The following is a 25,858-nucleotide window of genomic DNA, read 5'->3' on the forward strand; positions in this document are numbered from 1 at the left end:
TGCTTATCAATTCACGGGGCAGCAGGAGACGGTGCGATTAGAGTCAACGCCTCAGGCGGCTGAGGCACGGGGGTCGAGTAATCCAGTATCTGTGCGATTCCGGCTTCGGCGAGACGAAAATTCCGTTCTGTCGGGGAGTAGGCTGCCTGTCTGATAAGCTGCCATGTATTGTGATCGACCGCGATAAGGCGAGCAATTTCCGGCTTGGTAGCCTTGTGCTGCAGTATACGCGTGATCATCCCATGCTCGGCCATACCGTTGGCGATGGCATAGCTTGTCAGCAGAACGCTAGGAGAGCGGTTTTGCAGAATGGCATCTTCGCCCTTGCCCGCGCAGGCGGAGAGGAGGGCAAAACCACAAAGCAGGGTCGAGGCAAGGAAACGGCGCATCGGACAATCATGCGCCCAGATGCTGCGCACGCCAAGTCGGCGTGCGCAGAGAGAAATCAAATACTTTCTTTGGCGATAAGATCGCGAATTTCGGTCAGCAGTACCTCGCTCTTGGTCGGTGCCGGGGGAGCAGCGGGCGCGGCTTCTTGCTTGCGCTGAAAACGCGAGACCAGCTTGATGAGCCAGAACACGGCGAAAGCCACAATCAGGAACTGGATCACGACATTCAGAAACACGCCGATATTGATCGTGACCGCACCGGCCTTTTGGGCTTCGGCAAGGGTAGGCAGAACCGGCCCCTTGAGGGTGACGAAGATGTTCGAGAAATCGATGCCACCCGTCAGCAATCCGATACCGGGAGTCAGGATATCCTTGACGAGACTGGTCACGATCGACGTGAAGGCAGCGCCGATGATGATACCGACAGCCATGTCGATAACATTGCCTCGCATGATGAATTTCTGAAATTCCGCAATCCAGCCGGGCGTGTGCAGTCTAGATTTCAGATCGGTCATGAGATGTCCTTTTCTTGTGTGTAACGAGCAAAAATACGAGCGCGCCCGCACAGGCAGCATCGCCCGGCGAGCGGCTTCGGCTCGGAATGTGGGATAAAAGAGGTTTACGGGGTAGAAAAAACACTGGCGAGGCAAAAGTTTCTGCGTTTTTGTCGTTCCCCTGATCGTTTCTTTCCGTTATAGCCCCGCCATCCGCTCCGGTCGGCATCGGAGCTTTTCACTGAGGACACCCAAGATGAAATCCGGCATCCACCCCGACTATCACGAAATCAACATCATCATGACCGATGGTACCGAGTTCAAGACGAACTCCTGCTACGGCAAGCCTGGTGATACGCTGCGTCTAGACGTCGACCCGAAATCCCATCCGGCCTGGACTGGCGTGCAGCGCATGCTCGACACCGGGGGCCAGGTTGCCAAGTTCAACAAGCGCTTTGCCGGTATCGGCGCCCGCGCCGCCAAGAAGTAATTCAGGCGCTCCTTCCCGGGCAGGATCTTGTCCTGCCCGGAAACGATCCTACATGCAGGTGGTCACGATGCCCTCAAGGGGTCGCGGCAATACCCTCATGCAGCATCGCCTGCCATTATGGAGGCGTGCTGTTGGATCTGCCTTGAAGGAGGTTCACACCATGTCCTACGATTTTGCCCCGCTTCTGCGTTCCGCTATCGGCTTTGACCGCCTCGCGCGCCTCGTTGATGACGCTGTGTCCAACGCGCCAGCGAATACGAGTTATCCCCCCTATAACATCGAAAAAGCGGCTGATGACGTTTATCGCGTCACGATGGCTCTTGCCGGTTTCGGGCCGGATGACGTCGAAATTTACCTCGCCGATAATCAGCTGATTATCAAAGGCAGCGCGCCCCGTTCTGGCCGCGGGGGTGAGATCCTGCATCGCGGCATTGCAACCCGTGCATTCGAGCGCCGCTTCGCCCTTGCCGATCATATCCAGGTTGCCGGCGCCGAACTTGTCAACGGATTGCTGAGCATTTCCATACGCCATGTGATCCCGGAGGCGCTGAAGCCGCGACGTATCCCCATCACGTCAGGCGTTGCAGCCGAGCTGACGCCGTCACCCGTCGATGCGCAGCAGAACGTATCGGTTGGGCACGCCGCCTGAGCCCTCGAGCACACGACGTGGATGCGGCAGGCAGCGGTGACGACACCGCTCGGGAACGCTGGTTTTTTGCCCGTTTTGATGCGGAGGGGCTTGACCCTTCCGCCTTTCGCGGACCATATCATCGCAGACTTTGCAATGCATCCAGCAGGTGCCGTGCAGATCACCCCGGCCCGCCGGGGCGTCACATTTCGATCGGTGCCTGCTGGAGCGACGCTCCTCACGCAGGATAGACCGAGATGACCTTGCCGCTTATGCCGAAAGCCACCGCTGTGTGGCTGATCGACAAGACCGCCCTCACCTTCACCCAGATCGCCGAGTTCTGCGGTATGCATCCGCTAGAGGTGCAGGCCATTGCCGATGGTGAAGTCGCTGCTGGCATCAATGGTTATGACCCAGTCAAGAACAATCAGCTGACGCAGGAGCAGATCACGCGCTGCGAGGGCAATGCCGATCTGCGACTGAAGCTGTCGGCCAAAGCCAATCCTGTGGCGCGTCGCGCCAAGGGCGCACGCTATACGCCCATCGCCCGTCGTAATGACCGCCCCGATGCCATTGCCTTCGTGCTGCGCCAGTTTCCCCAGCTTTCCGAATTGCAGATCATCAAGCTGCTCGGCACCACCAAGGATACTATCGCCAAGGTGCGCGACCGCCAGCATTGGAACAGCGCCAACATCAAGCCGCGCGATCCGGTCATTCTGGGCCTGTGCAGCCAGACAGATCTGAATGCTGCGGTGCAGGCGGCTAATGAGCGTCTTGCCCGTGAGGGTCATACCGTGCCTGTCGTCGCGGAATTGTCAGACTTCGACGACAGCCAGAACTAAGAAGAGATGGCACCAGCCCCCAACCCTGTGTAGGTTTTCCGGGTTGGCGCCTGTCATTCAAGCGGAAAGAGAACGATGCTCGTTGATCATGAAGTCATGCTTCGCCGTTTGCATGAGCTCCGTAGCGAGCACCGCGACCTCGATACAGTGATAGACAGGCTGGTGCTGCATCCTCTTAATCAGCTGCAATTACAGCGGCTCAAGAAGCGAAAGCTCGTCCTCAAGGATGAGATCAACTTCATCGAGAACCGCCTGATACCGGATGATATTGCCTGAATGAGCGAAGAACTCGATCTCTACCGTCACACCACGGACGCGACCCAGACCCCTCGGGTGGGCATTGTCATGGGTAGCCAGTCCGACTGGACGACAATGAATTTCGCTGCCGAAAAGCTGGCCGAACTCGATATCGGGTTCGAGACGCGCATCGTCTCCGCTCACCGCACGCCCGACCGGCTCGCTGACTATGCACGCTCAGCCCGTGGCCGAGGGTTGCAGGTAATTATCGCTGGCGCAGGTGGGGCAGCCCACCTGCCGGGAATGGTATCGGCCTGGACCACCCTGCCTGTTCTGGGTGTGCCCGTTGAATCGCACGCGCTTAAAGGCATGGATTCGCTTTTATCCATCGTTCAGATGCCGGGCGGTGTGCCGGTGGGTACACTCGCTATCGGCAAGGCAGGCGCAATCAACGCAGCCCTTCTGGCCGCATCGATCCTGTCTCTCAACGATGAAGGCGTTCAGGCACGTCTGGACACATGGCGTGCCATGCAGACGGCTTCCGTGGCCGACACCCCTGAATCATGAGTCATAATGCGCTGCCGGCAGGGGCAACGATCGGAATTATCGGCGGCGGTCAGTTGGGTCGTATGTCCGCAGTTGCAGCGTCCCGTCTGGGCTATCAGGTGCATATCCTTAGCGCGGAGAGCAACCCGCCTGCTCAGGACACCGCGCGCGCGGTGACAATTGGGGCGTATGATGACGAAGCGGTCCTGCGGCGCTTCGCAGAGAGCGTCGATGTCATCACCTTCGAATTCGAGAATATCTCGTCCGACGGTCTGGATCTCCTTGCGTCGCTCTGCCCCGTCCATCCTGCCGGGCGCATTCTTGCCATCAGCCAGGACCGCATTCTTGAAAAAACCTTTCTCGGTGCGCAGGAAATTCCCGTTGCCCCATGGGTTTCCGTGCCCGACGCGGCGTCTCTAAAGGGTGCAGCGACCGAACTCGGCTTTCCGCTCCTGCTAAAAACCACGCGGTTCGGCTATGATGGCAAAGGGCAGTTTCGCATTGCCGATGCTGAAGCCCTGGCAGGGCTGGCCTCGGAGCTTCCCTACCCACTCATCGCCGAGGGGTTTATCGATTTCGAGCGCGAATTGAGCGTCATGGTCGCCCGCAGCGCGAGTGGCGCCGTTCAGTGCTTCAGCGTCACAGAGAACCAGCATCGGGACGGCATTCTCGATATCAGCCTGGCCCCTGCACGCATTCCCGTAGCGCTCGCAGAAGAAGCAGAGGCGCTTGCCCGCCGAATTGCGGAAACAATCGGCCTGATTGGCATTCTCGGCGTCGAAATGTTTGTCTCGGCAAAGGGGACACTTCTCGTCAACGAGATTGCGCCACGCCCCCATAATTCCGGTCACTGGACAATGGATGCGTGCCTGATCGACCAGTTCGAAATGCATATACGCGCCGTTGCCGACCTGCCTTTGCCCGATCCATTCCGTCACAGCGACGCGGTCATGAAGAATCTCGTCGGGCCGGAGGGGATGGCACTCTGCGATACTGTGCTCGGCCGCTCCGGGCTCGCACTGCATCTTTACGGCAAGAGAGAATGTCGTCGGGGACGAAAAATGGGCCATGTCAACGCTCTGTTCCCATTGGGCGCACTGCCCGGTCCTTACGGGGTCTCCGCCCGCTTCGACTCAGCTCTGGAAGACCTTCAAGAGGCCTAACTCGCTCAGACTGACATAGGCGCCGTTGCCGATAATGATATGATCGGCAACGCGCACCTCAATGAGTGCTGTCGCTCTCTGGGTATCATGGGTCATGGCAATATCGCCGTCAGACGGGGTTGGATCGCCGCTCGGATGATTATGGACCAGGATGATGCTTTTAGCCCCAAGTTCCATCGCACGCCGCGCGACTTCCCGTGGGTAGACCGGCGTGTGGTTCACGGTGCCACGGGTCTGCGCCTCGTCGGCGAGAAGGCGATTCTTGTCGTTGAGAAACAGGATACGAAATTGCTCAATCGGCTCGCGAGCCAGCCGGGAAATCAGGTAGTCGAGCATGAGCTTGCGATTAGTGAATATATCGTCTCGCCCAAGACGCGCCCGGCTAACCCTCATCGCAGCATCATGAACGAGGTGCAGTGCGGTGCGAATATGAGGCTCAATATGCAGGATGCCGCTCAGCGCCCTATCGTCAGAGGCAAAGGTTGCAGCAAGGGAACCGAAGCGAATGAGAAACGCGTCAACCATTGGCTGACGCTGCTCCATTTGCACAGAAATAGCCCCGCAGAAAAGGCGCAACAGCACGTCGTCTGCCAGTACACGTCCATGCCCGGCGACTACAGCTCGATGGGGAATTTCCGCCCAACCTGAAGGAGGAGGCTCTGATCTGCCGTTATCAGGATCCAGCTCTTGGCTAGTTGCAACTTTATTGAGATTTCTTTCTTTCAACCTCTCCCCCGTTAAATTCTACAGAGAATACTATGTCTAGTTTCGAAAAATTTACGAGTGAACATTCTATTTTATTTGACCTTGACGGGACTATTATCGACTCCCGCATTGGTATTATCGAAACGCTTCATGCAGTGGTCGCGGCATTGGGCCATGTGCCGGACAAGACAATCGATCTGACATGGGTGGTCGGTCCACCACTCACCGAACTCATGGCTGAAGTCATCGGATTTTATGGCGACACGCGGGTCGATGAGGCTGTGGCCCTTTACAGACGCTTTTATGACAATTCCGGGCGCTTCCAGACCCCTGTCTTTCCTGAAATGGCTGAGCTGCTCAGGACCCTTGCACGCTCGCCCATTCGAATCTTCACGGCAACGTCAAAGCCGGCGACGTTGGCACGTTCCATTCTGGCAGGTCATGGTCTCGATCAGTGCTTCGATCGCGTCCACGGAGCGGCGGATGACGATAGCGGCGGGGAAAAACCTGAGATGATTGCTCGTATTATTGCGCAGGAGAGCTTGAACGCCGCCCGGACCCTTATGATCGGCGATCGCCGCTTCGACATTTCCGGCGCGCATGCCAACAAGATGCGCGGGATTGGCGTCCTGTGGGGTTATGGCGGTCAGAAGGAACTTAATGAAGCGGGTGCGGACCTTCTGGTCAAGTCGCCCGACGCCCTTGCCCCTGCGCTCGAGGCTCAACTCGCGGCGCTTTCTCGCGCCTGAGCACGGGAACTTTTCAGAATAACCCTTTCTGTCTCAGGCTGAGCGGGGGGCGCCTGTCGGACACGACCACCACGTCATGCACGATCATCGAGAGGGCACCTGCCTCCTCACTCAGCCTCTGCGCGAAAAACTTCAATGGCGAGGTTGTCGCATGAAAGCTGGCTAGAGTTTTCTGAATGCCGATCAGCGCCACAGCCTGTAGCGCCAGCCCTCGCCTGAAAATTGGAGCGGTCGAGGCGAAATCGTCAACAGGTTCATCGGCTAGAAGACGGTTGCGGTTATCGAGATAAAGCAGTCGGAACTGCTCGGGTACGGCGCTGACCATGCTACGCGAAAGATAGGCACAAAGCTGATCCCAACTTCCCAGCTTCGGCCTGAGCCGCTCTTCCGCGAGGGCCAGCCTTTCCGATACGACCGGGGGAAATTTCAGCAGCAGGACGGCCTGCTCACTGAGACCCGTCGCCCGGAGATCTTCTCCCGGCGCGTCGAAGACCGAAGCAAGGCTGCCGAAGCGATGCAGCAGCGCTTTGGCGAGTGGCTTCGTGTCCCTCCTGGGAATGCTATAGTACAGCAGCATCTCAAGAATTTCGTAATCTGCAAGTGTCTCTGCGCCATTCGTCAGAACCCGGTGACGCATACGTTCTCGATGCCCGTGCGGACCCGTGCCCCTGAGCAGGTTCTTCTCTTGAGACGGAAATGAGGGTTTGGCCATTGCGGCATTACATTCTATATCGATCGGGTGACGCAATCCCTCATATCACCCTCCTCCCCTGAGTATCTCGACCGGCTCAATCCCGAGCAACGCGAGGCCATCGAGACCACTGAAGGACCACTGCTCATTCTCGCCGGGGCGGGAACCGGTAAGACGCGCGTACTGACGACGCGCTTTGCTCACATCCTGCTTGAGCGGCGAGCGCGCCCCTATCAGATCCTGGCTGTCACCTTCACGAACAAGGCCGCACGCGAAATGCGCGAGCGCGTCGGAGCCTTGCTGGGCGAGACGGCGGACGGGTTGTGGCTGGGCACGTTTCACGCGCTCTGCGCGCGCATGCTGCGCCGTCATGCCGGATATGTAGGCCTGACGACAGGTTTCACCATTCTCGATACGGATGATCAGATCCGGCTCGTGCGTCAGATCATGGAGCCCTTTCGCCTCGACACGAAGCGTTGGCCACCTCAGGCGCTGCTGGGCGTGTTCCAGCGCTGGAAAGACCGTGGCCTGACTCCAGAGCAGGTCACTCCCGCCGAAGATACCGATTTTGCCGGTGGCCATGCCCGCAAGCTCTACGCTGCCTATCAGGATCGCCTCAAGGCGGTAAATGCGTGCGATTTCGGCGATCTGATGCTGCATACGCTGGAGATATTGCGCACCCAGCCCGACGTGCTGGCGCAGTATCACCGACTCTTTCGTTACATTCTGGTCGATGAATATCAGGATACGAATACCATTCAGTATCTCTGGCTCCGGCTTCTGGCCAAGCGCGAGCAGGGGCCTTCGAACATTGCCTGCGTTGGCGATGACGACCAGTCGATCTATTCCTGGCGCGGAGCTGAGATCGAAAACATCCTGCGCTTCGAGAAAGATTTTCCCGGCGCCAAGGTCGTCCGGCTGGAACGCAATTACCGGTCCACAGCCCAGATCCTTGCCGCAGCCTCGGGGCTGATCGCGCATAATTCCGGTCGTCTCGGCAAGACCCTGCGTCCTGGGCGCGAGGACGCCCAAGGCGAAAAAGTCCAGATCATCAGCGTGTGGGATTCCGATGAGGAAGCGCGTATTGCCGCGGGGGCAATCGAGCGTCTGCGCGCTGAAGGCCATCCACTCTCGCAGATCGCCATCCTGATGCGCGCTGGCTTTCAGACGCGCCCCTTCGAAGAGCGTTTTCTTACGCTCGGTCTGCCCTATCGTGTTGTCGGTGGGCTGCGCTTTTATGAGCGTGCTGAAATCCGCGATGCCATGGCTTATATGAGGGTTCTGGCGCAGCCCGCAGACGACCTTGCTTTCGAGCGTATCATCAATGTGCCAAAGCGTGGCGTGGGCGCGGCAGGATTACAGAAGCTGCATCACGAAGCACGCCAGCTGAACGCGCCGCTCAGCGTCGGTGTGGTGCATGCGCTCGACACGGGCTTGGTCAAGGGCAAGGGGCGAGAAGCGCTTGCCGGGCTCATGGATGCCTTCCAGCGCGCACGCGAGACCCGAGAAAGCGAAGGCCATGTCGTAGCGACTGAGCAATTGCTCGAAGACAGTGGCTACCTTCAGATGTGGCGCGACGACAAGACGCCCGAGGCCCCCGGCAGACTCGATAACATCAAGGAATTGCTGCGTGCGATCGGCGATTTCGCATCGCTCGAGGGCTTTCTCGAACACGTCGCCCTTGTGACCGAAACAGAAGACAAGGCGAGCGTCGATACGGTGAGCCTGATGACGCTGCATGGCGCCAAGGGACTGGAATTCGACACGGTCTTCCTGCCGGGATGGGAGGAAGGCGTTTTCCCCTCGCAGCGCAGTCTTGACGAGGGCGGCCTCAAGAGCCTGGAGGAAGAGCGTCGTCTGGCTTATGTCGGCATCACCCGCGCCCGCAAGCGGGCCGTGATCCTACATGCTGCGCGCCGGCGTATCTACGCCAACTGGCAGGATTCCATGCCCAGCCGCTTCATCGACGAAATTCCGTCCGATACGGTCGAACATAGCGGTCAGGCCATGCAGGAGCGCCGCCAGCTGGCGGCACAAAGCTCGATCTTCGCTTCCGGGCCTCTGACCAGTGCGAGAGGCAGCTATGGCCGCCCCGCCCCGCGAGTGACCGATATTGTGCCGGATGCTTCACACGGAATTGCCATTGGCGCCCGCGTGTTTCATCAGAAATTCGGCTATGGCACCGTCTTGGCCGTCGAATCCGACAGGCTGCATATCAACTTCGAAAAGGCAGGCGAAAAACGCATCATGGCGCATTTTGTGGAACAGGTCTCGTGAGCGCATCCAGGCGACACGCTTCGGCGCTTGAAACCATTTCTGTCACCGTTGCCGATGAGGCTGTGCCCCTCTTCGAGCAGGCCATGCTCACTGTATGTACCACGGTCGGTATATTCGAAGCCAACGAAGACCAGAATATCTGGCGCGTCGAGGGCGTGAAAGATGTCGGCCATGGTGAGGAGGAACTTGCCCGCGCCCTGACCCTCGCCCGTCTGATGACCGGTGTCGACGCTGAGCTGACCCGTGAACGAACCGAAGCCGAAGGCTGGCTGGCCCGCACCTATGAGGCGTTTCCGCAGCAGGATGTCGGCAAGCGTTTCGCCATTCGTGGCACTCATCTGGCGCCCAGCCACAAGCGCGACCGCCTGACGATCACGCTCGATGCAGGCATCGCTTTCGGTTCGGGCGAGCATGGCTCGACGCGCGGCTGTCTGCGGGCTCTGGAAGACATGGCCTGGCGCAAGCCCACCCGCATTCTCGATATGGGCTGCGGTTCGGGCATTCTGGCCATGGCGGCGGCGCAGCTTTTTCACAAGCGCGTCCTGGCTGTCGATATCGAACCCTGGTCGGTTCGGGTTGCGGCGAGCAACGCGAAGCTGAACGTCATCGGCCCGCTGATCGATGCCCGCCTCGGCAATGGCTGGCTGACCCCCGCCGTACGTGCGAAAGCGCCTTACGATCTGGTGTTTGCCAATATTCTTGCGCGCCCGTTGTGCAAAATGGCGCGCTCTCTCGCGACCCATCTCGCGCCGGGCGGTACGGTCATTCTTGCCGGTCTTCTGACGACCCAGGCCCGTATGGTGCTGGCCGCCCATAGACGTCAGGGTCTGGTGCTCGAAAAGCAGTATTACGAAGGCGAGTGGTCCACGCTGGTGCTGCGTCGTCGTGATTAAACTGCGCGACGCGACCGAAGCCGATCTGCCAGAAATTCTGGCGATCACCAATGACGCGATCGACACATCTGAGGCGATCTGGGCCACCTCGCCCCGCACATTGGAAGAGCGCCGTGACTGGATGAACGACCGACAGGCGAAGAACCTCCCTGTGGTTGTTGCGGTCGAAGGCGGCGCTATTCTCGGCTTTGCCTCCTATGGGCCTTTTCGTGCCTATGAGGGCTACGCACAGACGGTAGAGCATTCCGTCTATGTTGCCCGAAAGGCCCAACGTCGCGGTATCGGGCGCATTCTCCTCGACGAGATGGTCCGTCATGCCGAGAAATCGGACATGCATGTGCTGATAGGCGCGATCACGGCCAGTAATACGGCGTCGATTGCGCTTCATCGCGCCGCCGGGTTCAGCGAAAGCACCCCGCTACCCGAGATGGGCCGGAAGTTCGGACGCTGGCTCGACCTCGTATTCATGTACAGGCTCTTCGAGAGCCGCTGAGTTCTGCTCCCTGTTTGAAAGATCACGCGATGAGCCTCATCCCTCTTGCCAACCGTCAGGCCCTCGTCAGGACGGAGCTCGAAGCGAGCCATGTAGACGGGTTTTTCCTCCCGCGCGGCGACGAGTTTCTGGGCGAATATGTGGCCCCCTATGCCGAGCGCCTCGCCTGGCTGACCGGGTTCACCGGCTCTGCGGGCATGGCCATTCTGCTGTGCGACAAGGCCGCCGTCTTTTCGGATGGCCGTTATACCAGCCAGCTGCGCGATCAGGTGGATCCCAGCCAATGGGAATGCCTGCATATCACCAATGAGCCACCCGCCTCCTGGCTGACGTCCAATGGCAAGGGATTGAAGATCGGCTATGATCCCAGACTGGTCAGTGAAGTGCAGCTCAACGCTCTGGTCGGACCGGACCATGAGTTTGTCGCGCTTGACCGAAACCCCATTGATGCTGCCTGGACAGACCAACCCAACCCGCCCGAAAGCGAGGTGAGATTTCAGGAAATCTCTTTCAGTGGGGAAGACAGCCTCTCTAAACGTCGCAAAATTGGCGGTGCCCTGCGCAAGGCGGGTCAGGAAGCGATGCTTGTCTGCGACCCCACCTCGCTTGCCTGGCTTCTGAATATCCGTGGTGATGACGTGCCGCATACGCCGATCATTCTCGCTTTCGGCATTCTTCACCACGATGCCTCGCTCGAGGTTTTTGTCGATATCAGCCGTGTCAGTGCCGACGCTGCCGTTTCTTTCCGCAATGTCTCTGTTCTGCCGCCGGGAGACATGCCCGAACGTCTCAGGGCGTTGAGCGGCCAGATGGTGCGCTTCGATCCGGCACAGACCGGGCTCTGGTTCATCCAGACCCTCTCCGATGCCGGGGCGAAGCTCGCACGTGGCGCCGATCTCTGCGCCCTGCCACGAGCCTGCAAGAACGAAACCGAGCAGAACGGCGCACGCGAGGTGCATCTGACCGATTCAGCAGCTCTCTGCCGGTTCCTGCGCTTCGTAACCCGTGAGGGCACGGGTCTGCGCGAAACCGAGCTTGCAGAGATCCTTGACGGGCTAAGGGCCGCCTCGCCCGATTATCATGGCGAAAGCTTCCCCGCGATTTCGGCAGTCGGGCCGAATGCCGCCCTGCCCCATTATCGCGCGCTGCCGGGCGAAGATCGCGTGCTGGAAGCCGATCAGATTTATCTGATCGATAGCGGCGGTCAGTACAGCGCAGGCACGACCGATGTGACGCGAACGATATGGAACGGCCCCGGCACGCCGCCCGCCTCGCTCTGCGAGGCCTTCACGCGCGTGCTCAAGGGCAATATCGCCCTTGCCCGTGCGCGTTTTCCTGCGGGCACGACCGGGCACCGTCTCGATGCGCTGGCTCGCTATGCACTCTGGCAGGCCGGGCTCGATTACGATCACGGCACGGGCCACGGGATCGGCAGCTATCTCTCGGTTCATGAAGGGCCGCAGAATATCAGCTCGGTGGCCCGTCCGGTCGGGCTTGAAGCCGGCATGATCCTCTCGGACGAACCTGGCTATTACCTGCCGGGTGAATATGGCATCCGCCTTGAGAACCTGCTTCTGGTACGTCCCGCTCCACTCGAAGCAAAAACACCGTTTCTTGAGTTCGAGGTTCTGGGCTTCGCGCCCTTTGACCGTACCCTGATCATGGCATCGTTACTGGAACCTGAAGAGCTGCGCTGGCTGAATGCCTATCATGAGGCTACGCTCTCGCGCATCGCGCCACTACTGGACGAAACGAACAGGAACTGGCTCGTGGCTGCCTGTGCGCCGATTACGAACTGACAAAGGAAAGACAGAATGGCTGATCACATGATCCCCGCGACCCTTATCGAAGGTGACGGTATCGGTCCCGAGATCACCGCTTCGGTCGTCGAGATCCTGACGAAAATCGGGGCACCTTTCGAGTGGGACCATCAGTCCGGTGGGCTCGGTGCGATCGAGAAATTCGGTGCGCCCCTGCCGCAGCCCACGCTCGACAGCATTCGCAAGACCGGCCTCGCGCTCAAGGGCCCGCTGACGACGCCGGTTGGCGCCGGGTTCAAATCGGTCAATGTGACGATGCGTCAGGAATTCGGTCTCTACGCCAATCTGCGCCCGACGCGCACGGTCGTGCCGGGTGGTCGCTTCGACAAGGTCGATCTGGTTGTCGTGCGTGAGAATATCGAAGGGCTTTATGCCGCCATGGAGCATTACCTGCCCGAGGGTGACGACCCCAAGGGTCTGGCTTACGGTGCCGGTTTCAACTCGCGTCGTGAATGCGCCCGTATCGTGCGTTTTGCGTTCGATTACGCTGTCGCCAATGGCCGCAAGAAGGTCACCCTGGTTCACAAGGCCAATATTCTCAAGATCTTCAGCGGAATCTTCCTTGAGGAAGGGCGCAAGATTGCCAAGGAATACGAAGGCAAGGTGGCGGTCGATGAACGCATCGTTGATGCCTGCGCCATGCAGCTCGTGACCGACCCTTGGCAGTATGACGTGATTGTCACCACCAACCTCTTCGGCGATATCCTCTCCGATCTGACCGCAGGTCTGGTTGGCGGTCTGGGCATGGCGCCCGGTGCCAATATCGGCCCCGATGCTGCGATTTTCGAGGCCGTGCATGGTTCGGCGCCCGATATCGCAGGCAAGGGCGTTGCCAACCCACTCGCCATGCTGATGGCAGCGAGCATGATGCTTGCCCATGTGGGACGTCAGGATCTGTCGACACGCGTCGATAACGCCATTGATCGCGTGATCCGTATCGATGGCGTGCGCACACGCGACCTCGGCGGTGAAACCGGCACGGCCGAGCTGACCAAGGCGCTGCTCGCCGCGCTCTGAAACGAAAAGGGAGAGAGCCAGCTCTCTCCCTTACTCAGGTTGCCTGCCCTTCATCCTGAATAACCTCGCTTAAGGGGCGCTGTGCGGGCAAGGCGACGAGCCCCTGTGATGCTCATCGAAACCGTGAACATAAAATAGAAGTTTCCGTGCGCCTGGGCCCGACAATATCCGGTTTCATCTCATTTGCGCATCAGGCGTTGCGCCCTGATCGACAGTGACATTTCGGCTGTCAGAATTTGTGTTCAGGTCGAAAGCACGCCGCCCGCCAAGAAAAGCACGTTGCTGGTTATCGCGACAACGCATCCCGTCTGGAAGCGCGGCAGCGACACCGACCGCACTCGTTTTTTGCCGCGAGAGTAGCCATTCTTTACCCAAAACATGAGGCCTGCGGCAAGACAGGCGCCGCCCCCTCCTGCTCCCGCAACGCTCTTTAACCAAGGTCGATTCGAGGCTTATTGAGAACCGCAGAGGTACTGATTTCGAATATATTGTATACCAACAATGTTTCTTCGATATTTATTTATTTTATAAAAATATAACCTATATTTTGATCGAGTTTTATTGATCGGCATATTCTTGATTGTCCAGCCAATTTCGCGCGTTCAATACGCGGACGGGTGATCGTCGTGCATGGCGCGGGCTGCCCGAAAGCGTTGTTTAACGGGAGGACACGTATCATGGCGCATATCGCTCTTGCAGATCACACCGATAGTTTCTTCATTCCCTGCGTCACGCTCATCGGTCCTGGCTGCGCCAGACAAGCTGGCGACCGCGCCAAGGCACTTGGGGCAAAGAAGGCCCTGATCGTGACCGATGCCGGCATGAAGAAACTTGGGGTTGCCGACACGATCTCAGGTTATCTGCTTGAAGACGGCCTCGAAACAGTTATCTACGCGGGAGCCGAACCCAACCCGACCGACGTCAACGTGCATGACGGCGTGAAAATCTTTCAGGACAAGAACTGCGATTTCATCGTTTCGCTCGGGGGTGGCTCCGCTCATGATTGCGCGAAGGGGATCGGTCTCGTGACCGCAGGCGGCGGCAATATTCGTGACTACGAGGGGCTCGATCGATCCAATATCCCCATGACACCTCTCATCGCCATTAACACGACGGCTGGCACCGCGTCGGAGATGACGCGGTTCTGCATCATAACGAACTCCGAAACGCACGTAAAAATGGCGATTGTCGATTGGCGCTGCACGCCAATGATCGCCATCGACGACCCCAATCTCATGGTCGCCATGCCGCCTTCCCTGACCGCAGCAACAGGCATGGATGCACTTACCCACGCCATTGAGGCCTATGTTTCGACAGCAGCGACGCCGATCACGGATGCGTGTGCCGAAAAGGCCATAACCCTGATTGCCGATAATCTAGCGAAGGCCGTAGGTAACGGCGAGAACATGGAAGCCCGGGTGGCCATGTGTTACGCGCAATATCTTGCAGGCATGGCCTTCAATAATGCGTCGCTTGGCTACGTGCATGCCATGGCGCATCAATTAGGTGGATTCTATAACCTGCCTCACGGCGTGTGTAACGCGGTGCTTCTACCGCATGTCTGCCGTTTCAATCTTATCGCCGCAGCAGATCGTTATGCACGCGTCGCCAGACTGCTAGGTGTGCCGACCGATCTGATGAGCCGCGACGAAGCCGCGGAGGCGGCCATCGACGCAATCGCTCTCTTGTCGACATCCGTGGGTATCCCTGCTGGACTCGCTGCACTTGGGGTGAAGGCAGAAGATCACAGGATCATGGCCGAGCACGCCCGAAAAGACGTCTGCATGCTAACCAACCCGCGCAAGGCAACACTTGCCGAGATCGTGGACGTGTTTGAAGCCGCTATGTGACGCTCTGGAGCCACTGCTGCAGTGAAGCGGCAGTGGCTCCAGTACCGGACTGAGCGCGCCGAGGCACGATACTTTTCGAATTATCCACGCCCCTTTGGAACCGTAATGCACGATAAGGGTTCTCGACGAGCGACGATGGGGGAAAGCTGTGGCAGGTAATCAACACGAGGATATCCCGCCGGAATTGGCGCCATCTCTTACTCATGAAGAACGTCTCTCCTTAGCCCGGATACAGCTCAAGCAGCTTCGTGACAGGCAGGTCGATTGGGCGACGACAGAGTTGGGCGACCGTCTCAAGCTTTTGCGCCGCTTTCGCAAAATGCTGCTCAACGAAACAAGAAGCCTCATCGCTCTCATCCCCGATCATGGCGCTATCGATGTCATGACCGCCGAGATTTTACCTCTGCTGGCTGCGACGGGCTTTCTGGGGCGTGAGGCCCTCGCCATCTTGAAGCCCATCTCGCTTGCATTGCGTGGAAGGCCGCTCTGGCTCTGGGGCATCCGAAGCAGGGTCGTGAGAAAACCCCTTGGGACGGTACTGATCCTTGCGCCAGGAAACTATCCCCTCATGCTCGGCGCGATACAGGCGCTTCAGGCATTGATCGCGGGCAACGCGGTTGGGCTCAAACCTGCGCCGGGCCGCTCTGCGCTGCTCCTTCGTTTCGCGTCTCTTCTGACGCGCGCTGGCTTTCCCGAGGGCATTATCGAGATCCTCCCCGAAGATTCCGGGCCGCAAGCGAGCGCAGCGGGATACGATCTGATTGTTCTGACAGGCTCAGAACAAACGGGGAAAAAAGTCGCACTTGCCGCTGCGAGCACTCTGACTCCAACGATCATGGAGCTCTCGGGCGCCGACCCCGTTTTCGTTTTGCCCTCAGGCGATCTAAACTTGGTTGCGCGCGCCTTGCATTTCGGATTGACCCTCAAGCAGGGTTCCACCTGCATCGCTCCACGCCGTGTCTATGTGCATAAGATGCATCGTGACGCTCTTGAGGCGCGGCTCTCTCGGATTTTTCGGCAGTCTTCCATAGCTTTGCAGCAAAAGACCTGCCCAGCATTGAGTCAACTCGTGAGCGCTGTCGGGCAAGCAGGAGGAGATATCAGGCAGATGGGGCCCGCCACCATTCTGCTACTCGATGCCGAGAGCGCAGAGCTTGCGGATGTCGATCTGTTTGCCCCTTGGCTCGCCTTGATCGGGGTGTCTGACATGGTAGAGGCAGTTCAGCTCGAAAACCGTTCACGACATGCCTTGGGCGCCAGCATCTTCGGTGAGGAGAAGGTGGCGCAGGCGCTGGCCAAGCAGATCCCCGCTGGGTCGATCACAATCAACGATCTGATTGTGCCTACAGCTGACCCACGACTTCCTTTTGGTGGGGCGAAAGCGAGCGGCTATGGCGCCACTCGCGGTAGAGAGGGGCTGCTGTCGATGACACGGCCAGTCTCGATTTCCACACGCCGATCAGGAGCATTTCATCTCCTGGCCCGCGTCAGACGCTGGCATGCGAGATATTCTCGCTGATGTTTGAAACCTTGGCGATCACGATCCGTTCAATCCGTCCGTCCAGATTTCAAGCGCCTGCCCCATTCGAAACCAGATGAGTGTTGCGCCATCGGCAGGGCACGATATCATCTCTAAACCGAAACATTCTGGACTCGCTTATCCAACAGGAAGGATCTCCTGCCTTATGGCCCCGTCGCTCCTTCCAAACTCGTCTTCCCTCACGCCCGACGTGGCATCGAGACAGATTGCAGTTGTCGGAGGAGGTCCGGGAGGACTCGCCTCCGCAATGCTACTGGCGCATGCTGGGGCCAAGGTCACACTTTATGAGAAGAGCCCCAAGATCGGCGGCCGCTCTTCCTGTCTGGAACTTGATGGGTTCCGTTTCGACACCGGCCCCACCTTCTTTCTCTACCCCGAGATCATTCGCGAGATATTCGCCAGATGCGGCTTCGCTTTCGACAGCATGGTCGAACTGACGCGTCTGAATCATCTCTATGATCTGGTTTTCGAAGACGGCCCGCGCCTCGCCCTGACAACCGATCCTTCCCGGCTAGAATCCGAGGTTGCCAAGATTTCACAAGCCGACTCAAAAAACGTCAGGCGCTTTCTTGACGACAACAAAGGCAAATTCGCTCGATTCATCGCCCCGCTTCAGCGCCCGTTCAATTCCTGGCGGGATTTGATCAAACCCGACATGCTGAAAGCTCTTCCTGTGCTTTCTCCCCTGTCGTCCATCGACAAGGATCTGTCGCGCTACTTCAAAGATCCACGCACACGCCTCGCCTTTTCATTTCAGAGCAAATATCTGGGGATGTCGCCCTATCGCTGCCCCTCTCTCTTTACAATTCTGAGCTATATGGAGCACGAATTCGGCATCTATCATCCTACCGGTGGCACCGGGGCCGTCATGGCGGCAATGCAAAAAGCGGCCGAGAGCCTTGGGGTGACGATAAAGCTGGGTGAAGCTGTTGAGACGATCGAGACCAGAGACGGCAAGGCTGTCGGCATCAAGACAGCAGAAGGTGTGCAACCCGTGGACGCGGTGGTGGTCAATGGCGACTTCGCCCGCACTATCCAGAGCCTGCTTCCTGACGCCTCGCGGCGTAAATGGAGCAACGCCAAGCTGGCGACCAAGAAATATTCCTGCTCGACCTTCATGATGTATCTCGGCCTGCGAGGCACCATGCCCGAAAAGGCGCATCACACGATTTTTCTGTCGAGCGACTACGAAAACAATTTCGCCGAGATCGAGGAAGGCAAGCAGATTTCGTCACGCGCCTCGCTCTATGTGCAGAACGCCTGCGTCACCGACGCGGCGTTGGCCCCTGAAGGATGCACCGCCCTCTATGTACTGATGCCCGTTGGCAATCTGCGTGAAGACGGCCTTGACTGGAACGAAGAGGCCATCGCCAAGGCCCGGCAGATCGTTTTCAAGCGCCTTGAAGACGCTGGTTTCGGCGATGTCGAGAGCCGGATCATGGTCGAGAAGGTGGTCACACCGAAAGACTGGCAGGAAAATCACGACGTGCATCGTGGCGCTGTGTTCAATCTCGCGCACTCACTGGGCCAGATGCTGCATCTAAGACCCCACAATCGTTACGAGGATGTCAAAGGCGTCTATCTTGCAGGCGGGGGCACCCATCCGGGTAGCGGATTGCCTGTCATTTTCGAAGGGGCGCGAATCAGCGCTGATCTCCTGATCAAAGACCTTGCCAAAACTCAGGCAACCCTCCCCGCAATGCCGGGGGCAGGCCTCGCCCTGATGCCTGAATGCTCGCGCGGATGAGCGCCCATGCGGAGAATACTGCCATGACGACTTCTTCCGCACCCGTTGTCATCATCGGCGCCGGGCTGGGAGGCCTCGCCGCGGCCTGCACACTCAGCGCCAGAGGCCACAAGGTGATCGTTTGCGAGGCCAATGACTGGACCGGAGGAAAGGCCGCGGAGCTGCGTCAGGACGGGTTTCGCTTCGATATGGGGCCGACCATTCTCACCCTGCCCTCGGTTCTGAGACGCATTTTCGGTGAAAGCGGATTGCGGATCGATGAGCGTCTCGATCTGCGCCGTCTCGACCCGCAATGGCGTTGTTTTTTCGATAACGGTCCGCCGCTCGACCTCGTCGAGGATATCGCACTCATGGCGGCGGAGCTCGAAAAACGTCATAAAGGCGACGGCAAGGGCTACGAAGATCTTCTGGCCATGAGCGAGAAGCTGCACGACATATCCCGTCGCTTCGTGTTCTGGAAGTCGGTCGGCGGCTTGAGGGACACGCTCAACATTGGCGAGACCCTGTCTCCCGGCACCATGCGCGACGTGCTGTCCCTGCGTATGCATGCCACGCTTGGCGCGGAGATACGCAAGCGCATCGCCAATCCGCAAGCCGTGCAGGTGTTCGATCACTTCACACAATATGTCGGCTCAAACCCGCTTCAGGCCCCAGCTGTGTTGACGGGCATCGCCCATATGCAGGTTGATGAAGGGATCTGGTATCCGATCGGCGGCACACGTGCTGTACCTCAGGCTCTGAGAAGGCTCGCCGAAGAAAACGGCGTGGTGTTCCGCACCAATTGCCGCGTCACACGCATTTTGCACGACTCTCGGCGGGTTCATGGCGTGGTCACCGAACAGGGCGAGACGATTGCAGCGTCGGCTGTCATCTCGAACATGGACAGCGTGCGCACGATGCGCGAGCTGATCGACCGCCAGGCTGCACCACAAGCCTATCGCCGGTTCATGAGGCAATGGAAGCATCGCGAACCCGCCTGCTCGGGGGTTGTGCTCTATCTGGGGCTCGATCGTGGCTACGACCACCTCGCCCATCATAACTTCGTCTTCTCCCGCGATGCGGAAGAAGAATTCGATGCCATCTACAAACATGGTCGTCCTGCCCCAGATCCAACATGTTATCTGGCAGCCCCTGCCCGCACCGAACCCGAGACAGCCCCTTCGGGTGGCGAAGCGCTCTATGTGCTTGTACACACCCCCTATCTTCGCCCCGGTCAGAAATGGACCGAAATGTTCCCCGGCTATCGTCAGGTCATTTTTGACAAGCTCAAAAAAGCTGGCGGGATGCCCGACCTCGAATCCCGCATCGTGACCGAGCACCATCTGACGCCAATGGACATCCATACGCGGTATTCGCCGCAGGCTGGTGCAATCTACGGTCTTGCAAGTCATGGGCGTCTGGGGGGTGGTTTCAAACCCGCCAATCGCTCGCGTGACCTCGAGGGTCTCTATCTGGCCGGTGGCAGTGCTCATCCCGGGCCCGGCATGCCGATGGCGCTCATGTCGGGGTGGATTGCCGCCGATTGCCTCGATCTGGATCGCCGAGAGAACACGAAGCCCGCCCTTGCCCGTGCCGTCTGATCCGGCGCGCGCCTGCGGGCGGTCGCCTTTTCTGGCGCACTGGGTCGGGCGGGCGTTGCGTCATCGCGTCAGGAAAAGCTTCAACAGGATCCGGATTAGCGGCAGTTTTCCTAGGCTTGAGCCGGGACAGGGCATCATTCTCTACGCCAATCACCCGTCCTGGTGGGATCCAGCCGTCTTTTCGCTGATCCAGCAGCATTTCATGGCCGAACGGCCCGGATTTGGCCCTATCGACGCCCAGGCAGTCAGGAAATATCCCCTTCTCCAGAAGGCAGGGTTCCTGCCGCTCGATGGGTCTTCACCACGTTCCATCCGCCAGCTTCTGATCTCCTCGAGCGTCATCATTGACGCTGGCGGGGCGTTCTGGGTTACCGCCCAGGGGGAATTTACCGACGCACGAGCGAGGCCTGTCATACTTCAGCCAGGCCTTGCGCATATCGTGCGGCGCAGCCCTCAGGCTCTGGTTGTACCCGTGGCACTCGATTATACATTTGGCACCGAAAACCGACCCGATATCGCCATACGTTTCGGGTCACCCATACGAGACTGCGCTCAATCCATTCGGGCGCTGAGCGCAGACCTCGCGCGGACACTCGAAGAGGCCTGTGACGACCTCGCGAGACAGGTCGTCATGAAGGATGAGGAAGCCTTTACAATGCTGCTTGACGGCTCGAGCGGGATGGGTGGGTTTTACGGCCCGGTCCAACGTCTGGTCGCGCTGGTAAAGAAGCGTCGGCATGAGCCCAGCCATGCGCGCCATTGAAGTCAAAACCCGTCAGCGCGCCGAGATCGCCCTCACCACCCTGGCCGTGTTCCCTCTTGTGCTGGGGCTGTTCAATCTGCGCGCCCTCTCGCGCGCGCCACGCCGGGCGCCCCGCGAAGATGAGGGGGTTTCTGTTCTTATTCCCGCGCGGAACGAAGCAGGCCAGATCAAGGAGGCGTTGGCCGCGATTATCGCAAATGGGCCGATAGTGCGCGAGATCATCGTCCTCGACGACCACTCATCCGACGACACGGTCGCCAGAATCCGGGAGGTGCGAGACGAGAGAATAAGGATCGTCTCAGGAGAAGACCTGCCCTTGGGCTGGTGCGGCAAAAGCCATGCCTGCGCCCAGCTTGCCCGACAAGCCCGCCATGGCTGGCTGCTCTTTCTCGATGCCGATGTGCGGCTCGCGCCCGAGGCTGTCGCTCGCCTGATGGCCGTGACCGAGGAACAGGAGACGATCGCCTTTGTCAGTGGCGTCCCACATCAGGAAACCCACTCTTTCTTCGAGTGGCTGCTCCTGCCCTTCATCAACGTTCTGCTCTTCGGCTACCTGCCTCTTCCCCTCGACAAGGGTCGTTCGTCAGGTCTGGCGGCGGCCTGTGGGCAGCTTGTTCTGGTTAAGGCGCAGGCCTATCACGATGCCGGTGGGCATGAGGCCATCGGCTCGCGGCTGCATGACGGTCTGGCATTAGCCAGATCCCTGCGACAGCACGGCTTTAGCACAAGGCTGATTGACGCCACCGATCTCGCTCATTGCCGGATGTACCGTAACGCAGGCGAAGTCTATACCGGGCTGATGAAGAACGCCGTAGAAGGTCTGGCCGGTCCGGTCGCCCTGCCTGTCTGGACGACGCTTCTTGCAGGCGGTCACATCCTGCCCTTCCTGCTTCACGCCTCCCCCTTGATGAAGGTTGCCCGGGCGGCGAGCCTCGCCTTGAGGCTGCTCGTGGCCCTGCGCTGCCGTCAGGGCGTGCTGACGGTTCTGTTCAGCCCTCTCGGAACGCTTTTGCTGCTCTGGATCCAGTTTCATGCGCGTCTGCGCCACATGACTGGACGCCCCGTCACCTGGAAAGGACGTCTTTATGAGACATGAGCCCGGTTTCTCTCGCCGATTGCTGACTGGTGTAATCCTGACCATTCTGGTGGCGCCTCTGCCTGCCCTTGCCGGTCCCGTGACGGCGATCATCGAGAACATACCGGATGATAGCGGCACCATCCGTGTCGCTATCTGCACGGAGGACGAGTTTCTCAAACCCTCCTGCCGCTACCATGCCGAGACGAAGGCGGTTGCGCCAAAAGTAAGCGTCAGTTTCGAAGATGTCCCTGAAGGGGTCTATGCTGTGCAGGCCTTTCAGGACCGCAATGGCAATGCAAAGCTGGACAGATCCTTTATCGGGATCCCTCGGGAGCCCATCGGCTTTTCACGCGATCCGAAGGTCAGCTACGGACCGCCGGGATTTGACGATTGTGCCGTCAAACTGACCCCGGCGGGTGGCGCGCTCGCCCTGAAACTCATTACGCACTAGGAGTTCGGGAAGAACGTCTGGCTCTGGCAGGTAAGGATATATGTCTTCCCATCGACCCGATTGTGCCGATGGGGAGACACGCTTCAGGTCTCAGAACGTCCGGTTAACCTGAAGGAACACATAGCGACCGATCATTGCGCCGGAATAGATCGCGTTGGCGGTGTTCGTCGCTGTGTCGAAAACGAAGGGCGGGTTCTTGTCGAGGATATTGTTCACACCCCCTTCGAAATTCCACTTGTTCCAACGGTAATTGACGGTCACGTCATGCGTGAAAATGCCCGGTGTGCGCCACTGTCCGGCCGTTTTAGACGTCAGATCTTCTGACATGTCGTTCCACACCATGCCGCCAGTGTAGTGAAGCATGTAAGTGAAGGTGAAGGCATTATGCTGCCACGATGCAGTCGTGTAATTGGAAACGCGCGGAATACCGTTGGGCATGCCCACTGCTGAAGAACCCTGGAAGAAAAGGCGCCCGGCATAATTATACCACGATCCGCCCGGCTCGTTCTGCTGAAGATAGGAAACGATCTGCTGCAGGTTGTTCGACAGGGTCAGCGTGTTCGCGTGATTGATCCGGAAGCGATAGTCGAGATCGAAGTCGATCCCTGACGTCTTGAGTCCGCCCAGATTGTCATAAAGGGTGCTGACATAATTGATCTGCTGGTTGGACGACCGCACGACATCGGCACAATATTGCGGTGCTGAACCTGTGTAGCAGGAATCAAGGACATACTGCGCGGAGACAGCACTGATCGCGTTCTTGATCGTGTAATGCCAGTATTCGACCGACGCTGACAAGTTGGGGATCCAGCGAGGGGTGATGACCGTACCGACGGTATAGGTACGTCCCGTCTCAGGGCGCAGATTCTTGTTGCCGCCGCTGATGGAAGGCACCTGCCCCGAATTGGCCACCTCGAACGTGGCTGGGTTGATCCCTTGCTTCATGCAGTTGGCAACTACAGTCGGGCTGGTCGCTCCCGAGCAGGGATCGTTTGCCGCTGCATAGCCCAGCGACTGGCCCTGGTAGAGCTCATAAACGTTAGGCTGGCGATAGGAAGTACCGAGAGTCGCACGGAAGCGGATATCGCGGATCGGCGCCCAGTTGATGCCGACCTTCCAGTTCTGGGTGTTGCCGAAAGTGTTGTAATGCGACCAGCGTCCCTGGGCGTCGACGGTCAGATCCTTGGCAAGAAATGCATCGCGCAACAGCGGCAGCTTGGCCTCGCCATAAATCTCGGTCGCGTTGAAGCCACCACCTGTATAGGACTGGGTGTTGCCGGTCGTGTCACCATTGACGGCAAGCGGATCGGGCGCATAGCTGAGCTGCTCGCTACGGTGTTCAAGACCAAACGCCAGCCCCAGATCGCCACCATGCTGGTAAGGCATCTTGACGACCTTGTCGTTATTCACACGCAGATTGAAATCGCGGATCATGTATTGCGAATGATCGTGCTGGTTGAACTTGGCATAGGACGCGCCCTGCTGCGACATCGGAGCGAACGGGCTTTGCAGCGTGCATCCGGCGGCAGCCTGACACACCGAAGGATCGTAGACCACGCCGCTGCTGGCATCGGTCGGATCGGTCTGTCGGATGCCGTATTCCTGCAGGATATGGCGATAATTACCCATATTATTGGTGTCATAACGCGCCTGACTTACGCCGTAGCCCATCGAAGCATCGTAATACCAGTTATGGGTAATCAGACCGTTCATGCCACCGGTGATCTGAACGTTATCGGTCGCATATTCCTGTCGACGGTTCCCAAGATCGGTATAGCGCTTCTGCACGATCGTATCGACGCCGAACGGGTTATAGGGCGCCCCGGCAGGAAGGGTCAGCGGATTGGAAAGCTGCGACGGATAGATCGACCCGGCAACGGGCGATGGCGCCAGTGAGGCGGCTGCCGTCTTGTGCGCATAGCGGACATTGGCATAGAGATTGAAGTGGTCGCTAAACTTGTAATGCGCGTCGCCCGAAAGAACAGAGTTCTGCACATAATTCGTCAGGCTCTGGTCATTGCCGTAATTATAGCGGTTAGCCGCAGTATATTTCGAGAAGGTTGACCCATCGTTATTCGAAATCAGCCCGGCGCCCGGGCCGCTCAGAACGCGCGTATTGGCTGCATAACCCGAACCGTATATCGGCGGCACGCCGGGATCGTTCGAGGCCTGAACGAGGCGTGACCAGTCACGGTCTCGCTGCATCACCGGCCCCTGGGTGAGGTACTGACCCGAAAGCGTGATGTTGCCCTTGTCGTGATCGAAGTTCCACCCCTTGTAGCCCGAGATCAGACCTGTACGTGAATCGCCCTGATCGGTAATACCGCCACGAATGGTCATGCCACCGGTAGTCAGGTCGTGACGCAGCTTGATGTTGACGACACCCGAGACCGCATCGGCGCCGTAAAGCTCCGAGCCGCCGTCTTTCAGGATTTCCACGCTCGCAATCTGCTCGATCGGAATGGTATTGAGATCCACACAGGCAGCGCCTGGGTCCTGCGCAACGCGCTTGCCGTCGATCAGAACCAGAACGCGCTTCGAGCTAAGATTACGGATATCGGTGCAGGACACACCGCCAAAGCCGTTCGTCTGGGTGTTGGATGCGCCCGAATTTCCAATTGAGGGCAGGCGCTGCAGATAATCGCCCAGCGTCGTCGCTGCCGTTTGCTGGATCTGCTTGGCCGTGACGATCTGAACCGGATTGGCGTTCTGATTGTTCGAGCTGCGCAGCATCGAGCCTGTAACGACGATATTCTCGTTACCGCCGTCAGTCATGGCGGTGGAGAGCACGCGTGCGCGGCTCGCCGGCTTGGCGGCAGGCGCAGCCGTCGGGATGGCCGCACGGCTGCCGTCAGTCGCTACCACACTCTGCTTGACCGCAGGTTTCACGCTGCTGGCGGCGCGATGGGTAGCGTGTTTATGCGCCGGAGTTGCAGCAATTGCTGCAGTAACGCCGCACCACGACGACGTGAGAACGGTGGCACCGAGAACCCTTGCGAGGATCGAATGGCACTTCATACAGAAAGTCACCCAAGGAGAGAGGAGAAACAATGTTTCGATACGGTTTCGTCGCAGAAACACCGTATGTCGTGCAACGGTCAGGGTTACGAAATCGAAAAGAAACGCAATAATGCAACAATTATGTTGTAAGCGCGCAACATTCGTTAACAATGCTTGCTGCCCCCGCACGCAGAGGACGATGTGCGGCGCGGCTCACCGAACATGGCTCTCTCTTTCCCGTCTGCGGTAATAGCGAGGAGGTCTGGCGCCTCAGGCGTTGAACGGCAGGATGATTGGCGAATGGTAGCGGCACATTCTCAGGAATTGCGCCCCTGAAGAACGCCGAAATCATCCTCCGACAACTATCGGCTTTACTCAGTGGTCATGTTTCTTTATCGTAACATTAACGCTGACG

At 58.7% G+C, this 25,858-nt stretch carries 24 protein-coding genes; 19 read left to right on the forward strand and 5 right to left on the reverse strand.

Going from position 1 to position 25,858, the window contains the following annotated elements:
- Positions 1–11 precede the first annotated feature (11 nt).
- On the reverse strand, positions 12–389 hold the full coding sequence (locus tag ABHV46_RS01515; protein ID WP_438382417.1) for a hypothetical protein: 378 nt from the start codon (positions 387–389) through the stop codon (positions 12–14).
- A 56-nt stretch (positions 390–445) separates the two neighbouring features.
- On the reverse strand, positions 446–904 hold the full coding sequence (gene mscL, locus ABHV46_RS01520; RefSeq protein WP_336947329.1) for a large-conductance mechanosensitive channel protein MscL: 459 nt from the start codon (positions 902–904) through the stop codon (positions 446–448).
- 235 nt (positions 905–1,139) lie between these two features.
- Here mscL and rpmE point away from each other — a divergent pair, with 235 nt between their 5' ends.
- The 6 genes from rpmE to ABHV46_RS01550 all read left to right on the forward strand — a co-directional run bounded on the left by rpmE (position 1,140) and on the right by ABHV46_RS01550 (position 4,789).
- Complete coding sequence (gene rpmE / locus ABHV46_RS01525) at positions 1,140–1,373, forward strand: 50S ribosomal protein L31 (RefSeq protein ID WP_025841787.1); 234 nt, start codon at positions 1,140–1,142, stop codon at positions 1,371–1,373.
- 160 nt (positions 1,374–1,533) lie between these two features.
- Positions 1,534–2,022 (forward strand): Hsp20 family protein, encoded by a 489-nt coding sequence (locus tag ABHV46_RS01530; RefSeq protein ID WP_438382418.1) that lies wholly within the window; start codon positions 1,534–1,536, stop codon positions 2,020–2,022.
- 236 nt (positions 2,023–2,258) lie between these two features.
- Positions 2,259–2,843, forward strand: a complete 585-nt coding sequence (locus ABHV46_RS01535; protein ID WP_336947327.1) for a DUF1013 domain-containing protein — start codon at positions 2,259–2,261, stop codon at positions 2,841–2,843.
- Positions 2,844–2,918: 75 nt separating this feature from the next.
- The gene (locus ABHV46_RS01540; protein WP_438382419.1) at positions 2,919–3,119 is read left to right on the forward strand and encodes a YdcH family protein; all 201 of its coding nucleotides are present in this window, start codon (positions 2,919–2,921) and stop codon (positions 3,117–3,119) included.
- The gene (purE, locus tag ABHV46_RS01545) at positions 3,120–3,647 is read left to right on the forward strand and encodes a 5-(carboxyamino)imidazole ribonucleotide mutase (protein ID WP_438382420.1); all 528 of its coding nucleotides are present in this window, start codon (positions 3,120–3,122) and stop codon (positions 3,645–3,647) included.
- Positions 3,644–4,789: a 5-(carboxyamino)imidazole ribonucleotide synthase gene (locus ABHV46_RS01550; protein ID WP_438382421.1), complete on the forward strand. Its 1,146-nt coding sequence runs from the start codon at positions 3,644–3,646 to the stop codon at positions 4,787–4,789. The genes purE and ABHV46_RS01550 overlap by 4 nt, the downstream gene beginning before the upstream one ends.
- Here ABHV46_RS01550 and ABHV46_RS01555 read toward each other — a convergent pair.
- Positions 4,760–5,515, reverse strand: a complete 756-nt coding sequence (locus ABHV46_RS01555; RefSeq protein WP_438382422.1) for a JAB domain-containing protein — start codon at positions 5,513–5,515, stop codon at positions 4,760–4,762. The two genes, ABHV46_RS01550 and ABHV46_RS01555, sit on opposite strands and share 30 nt — an antisense overlap.
- Positions 5,516–5,547: 32 nt before the next feature.
- On the opposite strand from ABHV46_RS01555, the gene ABHV46_RS01560 reads away from it, so the two are divergent.
- Positions 5,548–6,243 (forward strand): HAD-IA family hydrolase, encoded by a 696-nt coding sequence (locus ABHV46_RS01560; RefSeq protein WP_438382423.1) that lies wholly within the window; start codon positions 5,548–5,550, stop codon positions 6,241–6,243.
- 13 nt (positions 6,244–6,256) lie between these two features.
- On the opposite strand, the gene ABHV46_RS01565 is transcribed toward ABHV46_RS01560, so the two are convergent.
- Positions 6,257–6,880 carry a JAB domain-containing protein gene (locus ABHV46_RS01565; protein WP_438382424.1) on the reverse strand — a complete coding sequence of 208 codons (624 nt, stop codon included), beginning with the start codon at positions 6,878–6,880 and terminating at the stop codon, positions 6,257–6,259.
- A gap of 102 nt (positions 6,881–6,982) precedes the next feature.
- Here ABHV46_RS01565 and ABHV46_RS01570 point away from each other — a divergent pair, with 102 nt between their 5' ends.
- The 12 genes from ABHV46_RS01570 (at position 6,983) to ABHV46_RS01625 (ending at position 22,443) form a co-directional block, all read left to right on the forward strand.
- Positions 6,983–9,211, forward strand: a complete 2,229-nt coding sequence (locus ABHV46_RS01570) for an ATP-dependent helicase (RefSeq protein ID WP_438382425.1) — start codon at positions 6,983–6,985, stop codon at positions 9,209–9,211.
- Positions 9,208–10,104 carry a 50S ribosomal protein L11 methyltransferase gene (locus ABHV46_RS01575; RefSeq protein ID WP_438382426.1) on the forward strand — a complete coding sequence of 299 codons (897 nt, stop codon included), beginning with the start codon at positions 9,208–9,210 and terminating at the stop codon, positions 10,102–10,104. The genes ABHV46_RS01570 and ABHV46_RS01575 overlap by 4 nt, the downstream gene beginning before the upstream one ends.
- Positions 10,097–10,597 (forward strand): GNAT family N-acetyltransferase, encoded by a 501-nt coding sequence (locus tag ABHV46_RS01580; protein WP_438382427.1) that lies wholly within the window; start codon positions 10,097–10,099, stop codon positions 10,595–10,597. The genes ABHV46_RS01575 and ABHV46_RS01580 overlap by 8 nt, the downstream gene beginning before the upstream one ends.
- A 29-nt stretch (positions 10,598–10,626) precedes the next feature.
- The gene (locus ABHV46_RS01585; RefSeq protein ID WP_438382428.1) at positions 10,627–12,396 is read left to right on the forward strand and encodes a M24 family metallopeptidase; all 1,770 of its coding nucleotides are present in this window, start codon (positions 10,627–10,629) and stop codon (positions 12,394–12,396) included.
- Between the two features lie 15 nt (positions 12,397–12,411).
- Complete coding sequence (locus tag ABHV46_RS01590) at positions 12,412–13,434, forward strand: isocitrate/isopropylmalate dehydrogenase family protein (RefSeq protein ID WP_438382429.1); 1,023 nt, start codon at positions 12,412–12,414, stop codon at positions 13,432–13,434.
- Positions 13,435–14,111: 677 nt separating this feature from the next.
- A complete protein-coding gene (gene mdh, locus ABHV46_RS01595) occupies positions 14,112–15,284 on the forward strand; it encodes an iron-dependent methanol dehydrogenase (protein WP_438382430.1) in 1,173 nt (390 codons plus the stop codon).
- A gap of 184 nt (positions 15,285–15,468) precedes the next feature.
- The gene (locus ABHV46_RS01600; RefSeq protein ID WP_438382431.1) at positions 15,469–16,803 is read left to right on the forward strand and encodes an aldehyde dehydrogenase family protein; all 1,335 of its coding nucleotides are present in this window, start codon (positions 15,469–15,471) and stop codon (positions 16,801–16,803) included.
- A gap of 268 nt (positions 16,804–17,071) precedes the next feature.
- On the forward strand, positions 17,072–18,571 hold the full coding sequence (locus ABHV46_RS01605) for a phytoene desaturase family protein (RefSeq protein ID WP_438382432.1): 1,500 nt from the start codon (positions 17,072–17,074) through the stop codon (positions 18,569–18,571).
- Positions 18,572–18,594: 23 nt separating this feature from the next.
- Complete coding sequence (locus tag ABHV46_RS01610) at positions 18,595–20,151, forward strand: phytoene desaturase family protein (protein WP_438382433.1); 1,557 nt, start codon at positions 18,595–18,597, stop codon at positions 20,149–20,151.
- The gene (locus ABHV46_RS01615) at positions 20,135–20,914 is read left to right on the forward strand and encodes a lysophospholipid acyltransferase family protein (RefSeq protein ID WP_438382434.1); all 780 of its coding nucleotides are present in this window, start codon (positions 20,135–20,137) and stop codon (positions 20,912–20,914) included. Before ABHV46_RS01610 ends, ABHV46_RS01615 begins: the two co-directional genes overlap by 17 nt.
- Entirely contained in the window at positions 20,889–22,010 is a 1,122-nt protein-coding gene (locus tag ABHV46_RS01620; protein WP_438382435.1) for a glycosyltransferase, read from the forward strand. The genes ABHV46_RS01615 and ABHV46_RS01620 overlap by 26 nt, the downstream gene beginning before the upstream one ends.
- The gene (locus tag ABHV46_RS01625; RefSeq protein ID WP_438382436.1) at positions 22,000–22,443 is read left to right on the forward strand and encodes a DUF2141 domain-containing protein; all 444 of its coding nucleotides are present in this window, start codon (positions 22,000–22,002) and stop codon (positions 22,441–22,443) included. The genes ABHV46_RS01620 and ABHV46_RS01625 overlap by 11 nt, the downstream gene beginning before the upstream one ends.
- A gap of 90 nt (positions 22,444–22,533) precedes the next feature.
- Here the strand turns inward: ABHV46_RS01625 and ABHV46_RS01630 are convergent, their stop codons facing one another.
- Entirely contained in the window at positions 22,534–25,461 is a 2,928-nt protein-coding gene (locus ABHV46_RS01630) for a TonB-dependent receptor domain-containing protein (RefSeq protein ID WP_438382437.1), read from the reverse strand.
- Positions 25,462–25,858 lie beyond the last annotated feature (397 nt).

This window comes from Asaia sp. BMEF1, from assembly GCF_051628905.1.
Lineage (GTDB): Bacteria > Pseudomonadota > Alphaproteobacteria > Acetobacterales > Acetobacteraceae > Asaia.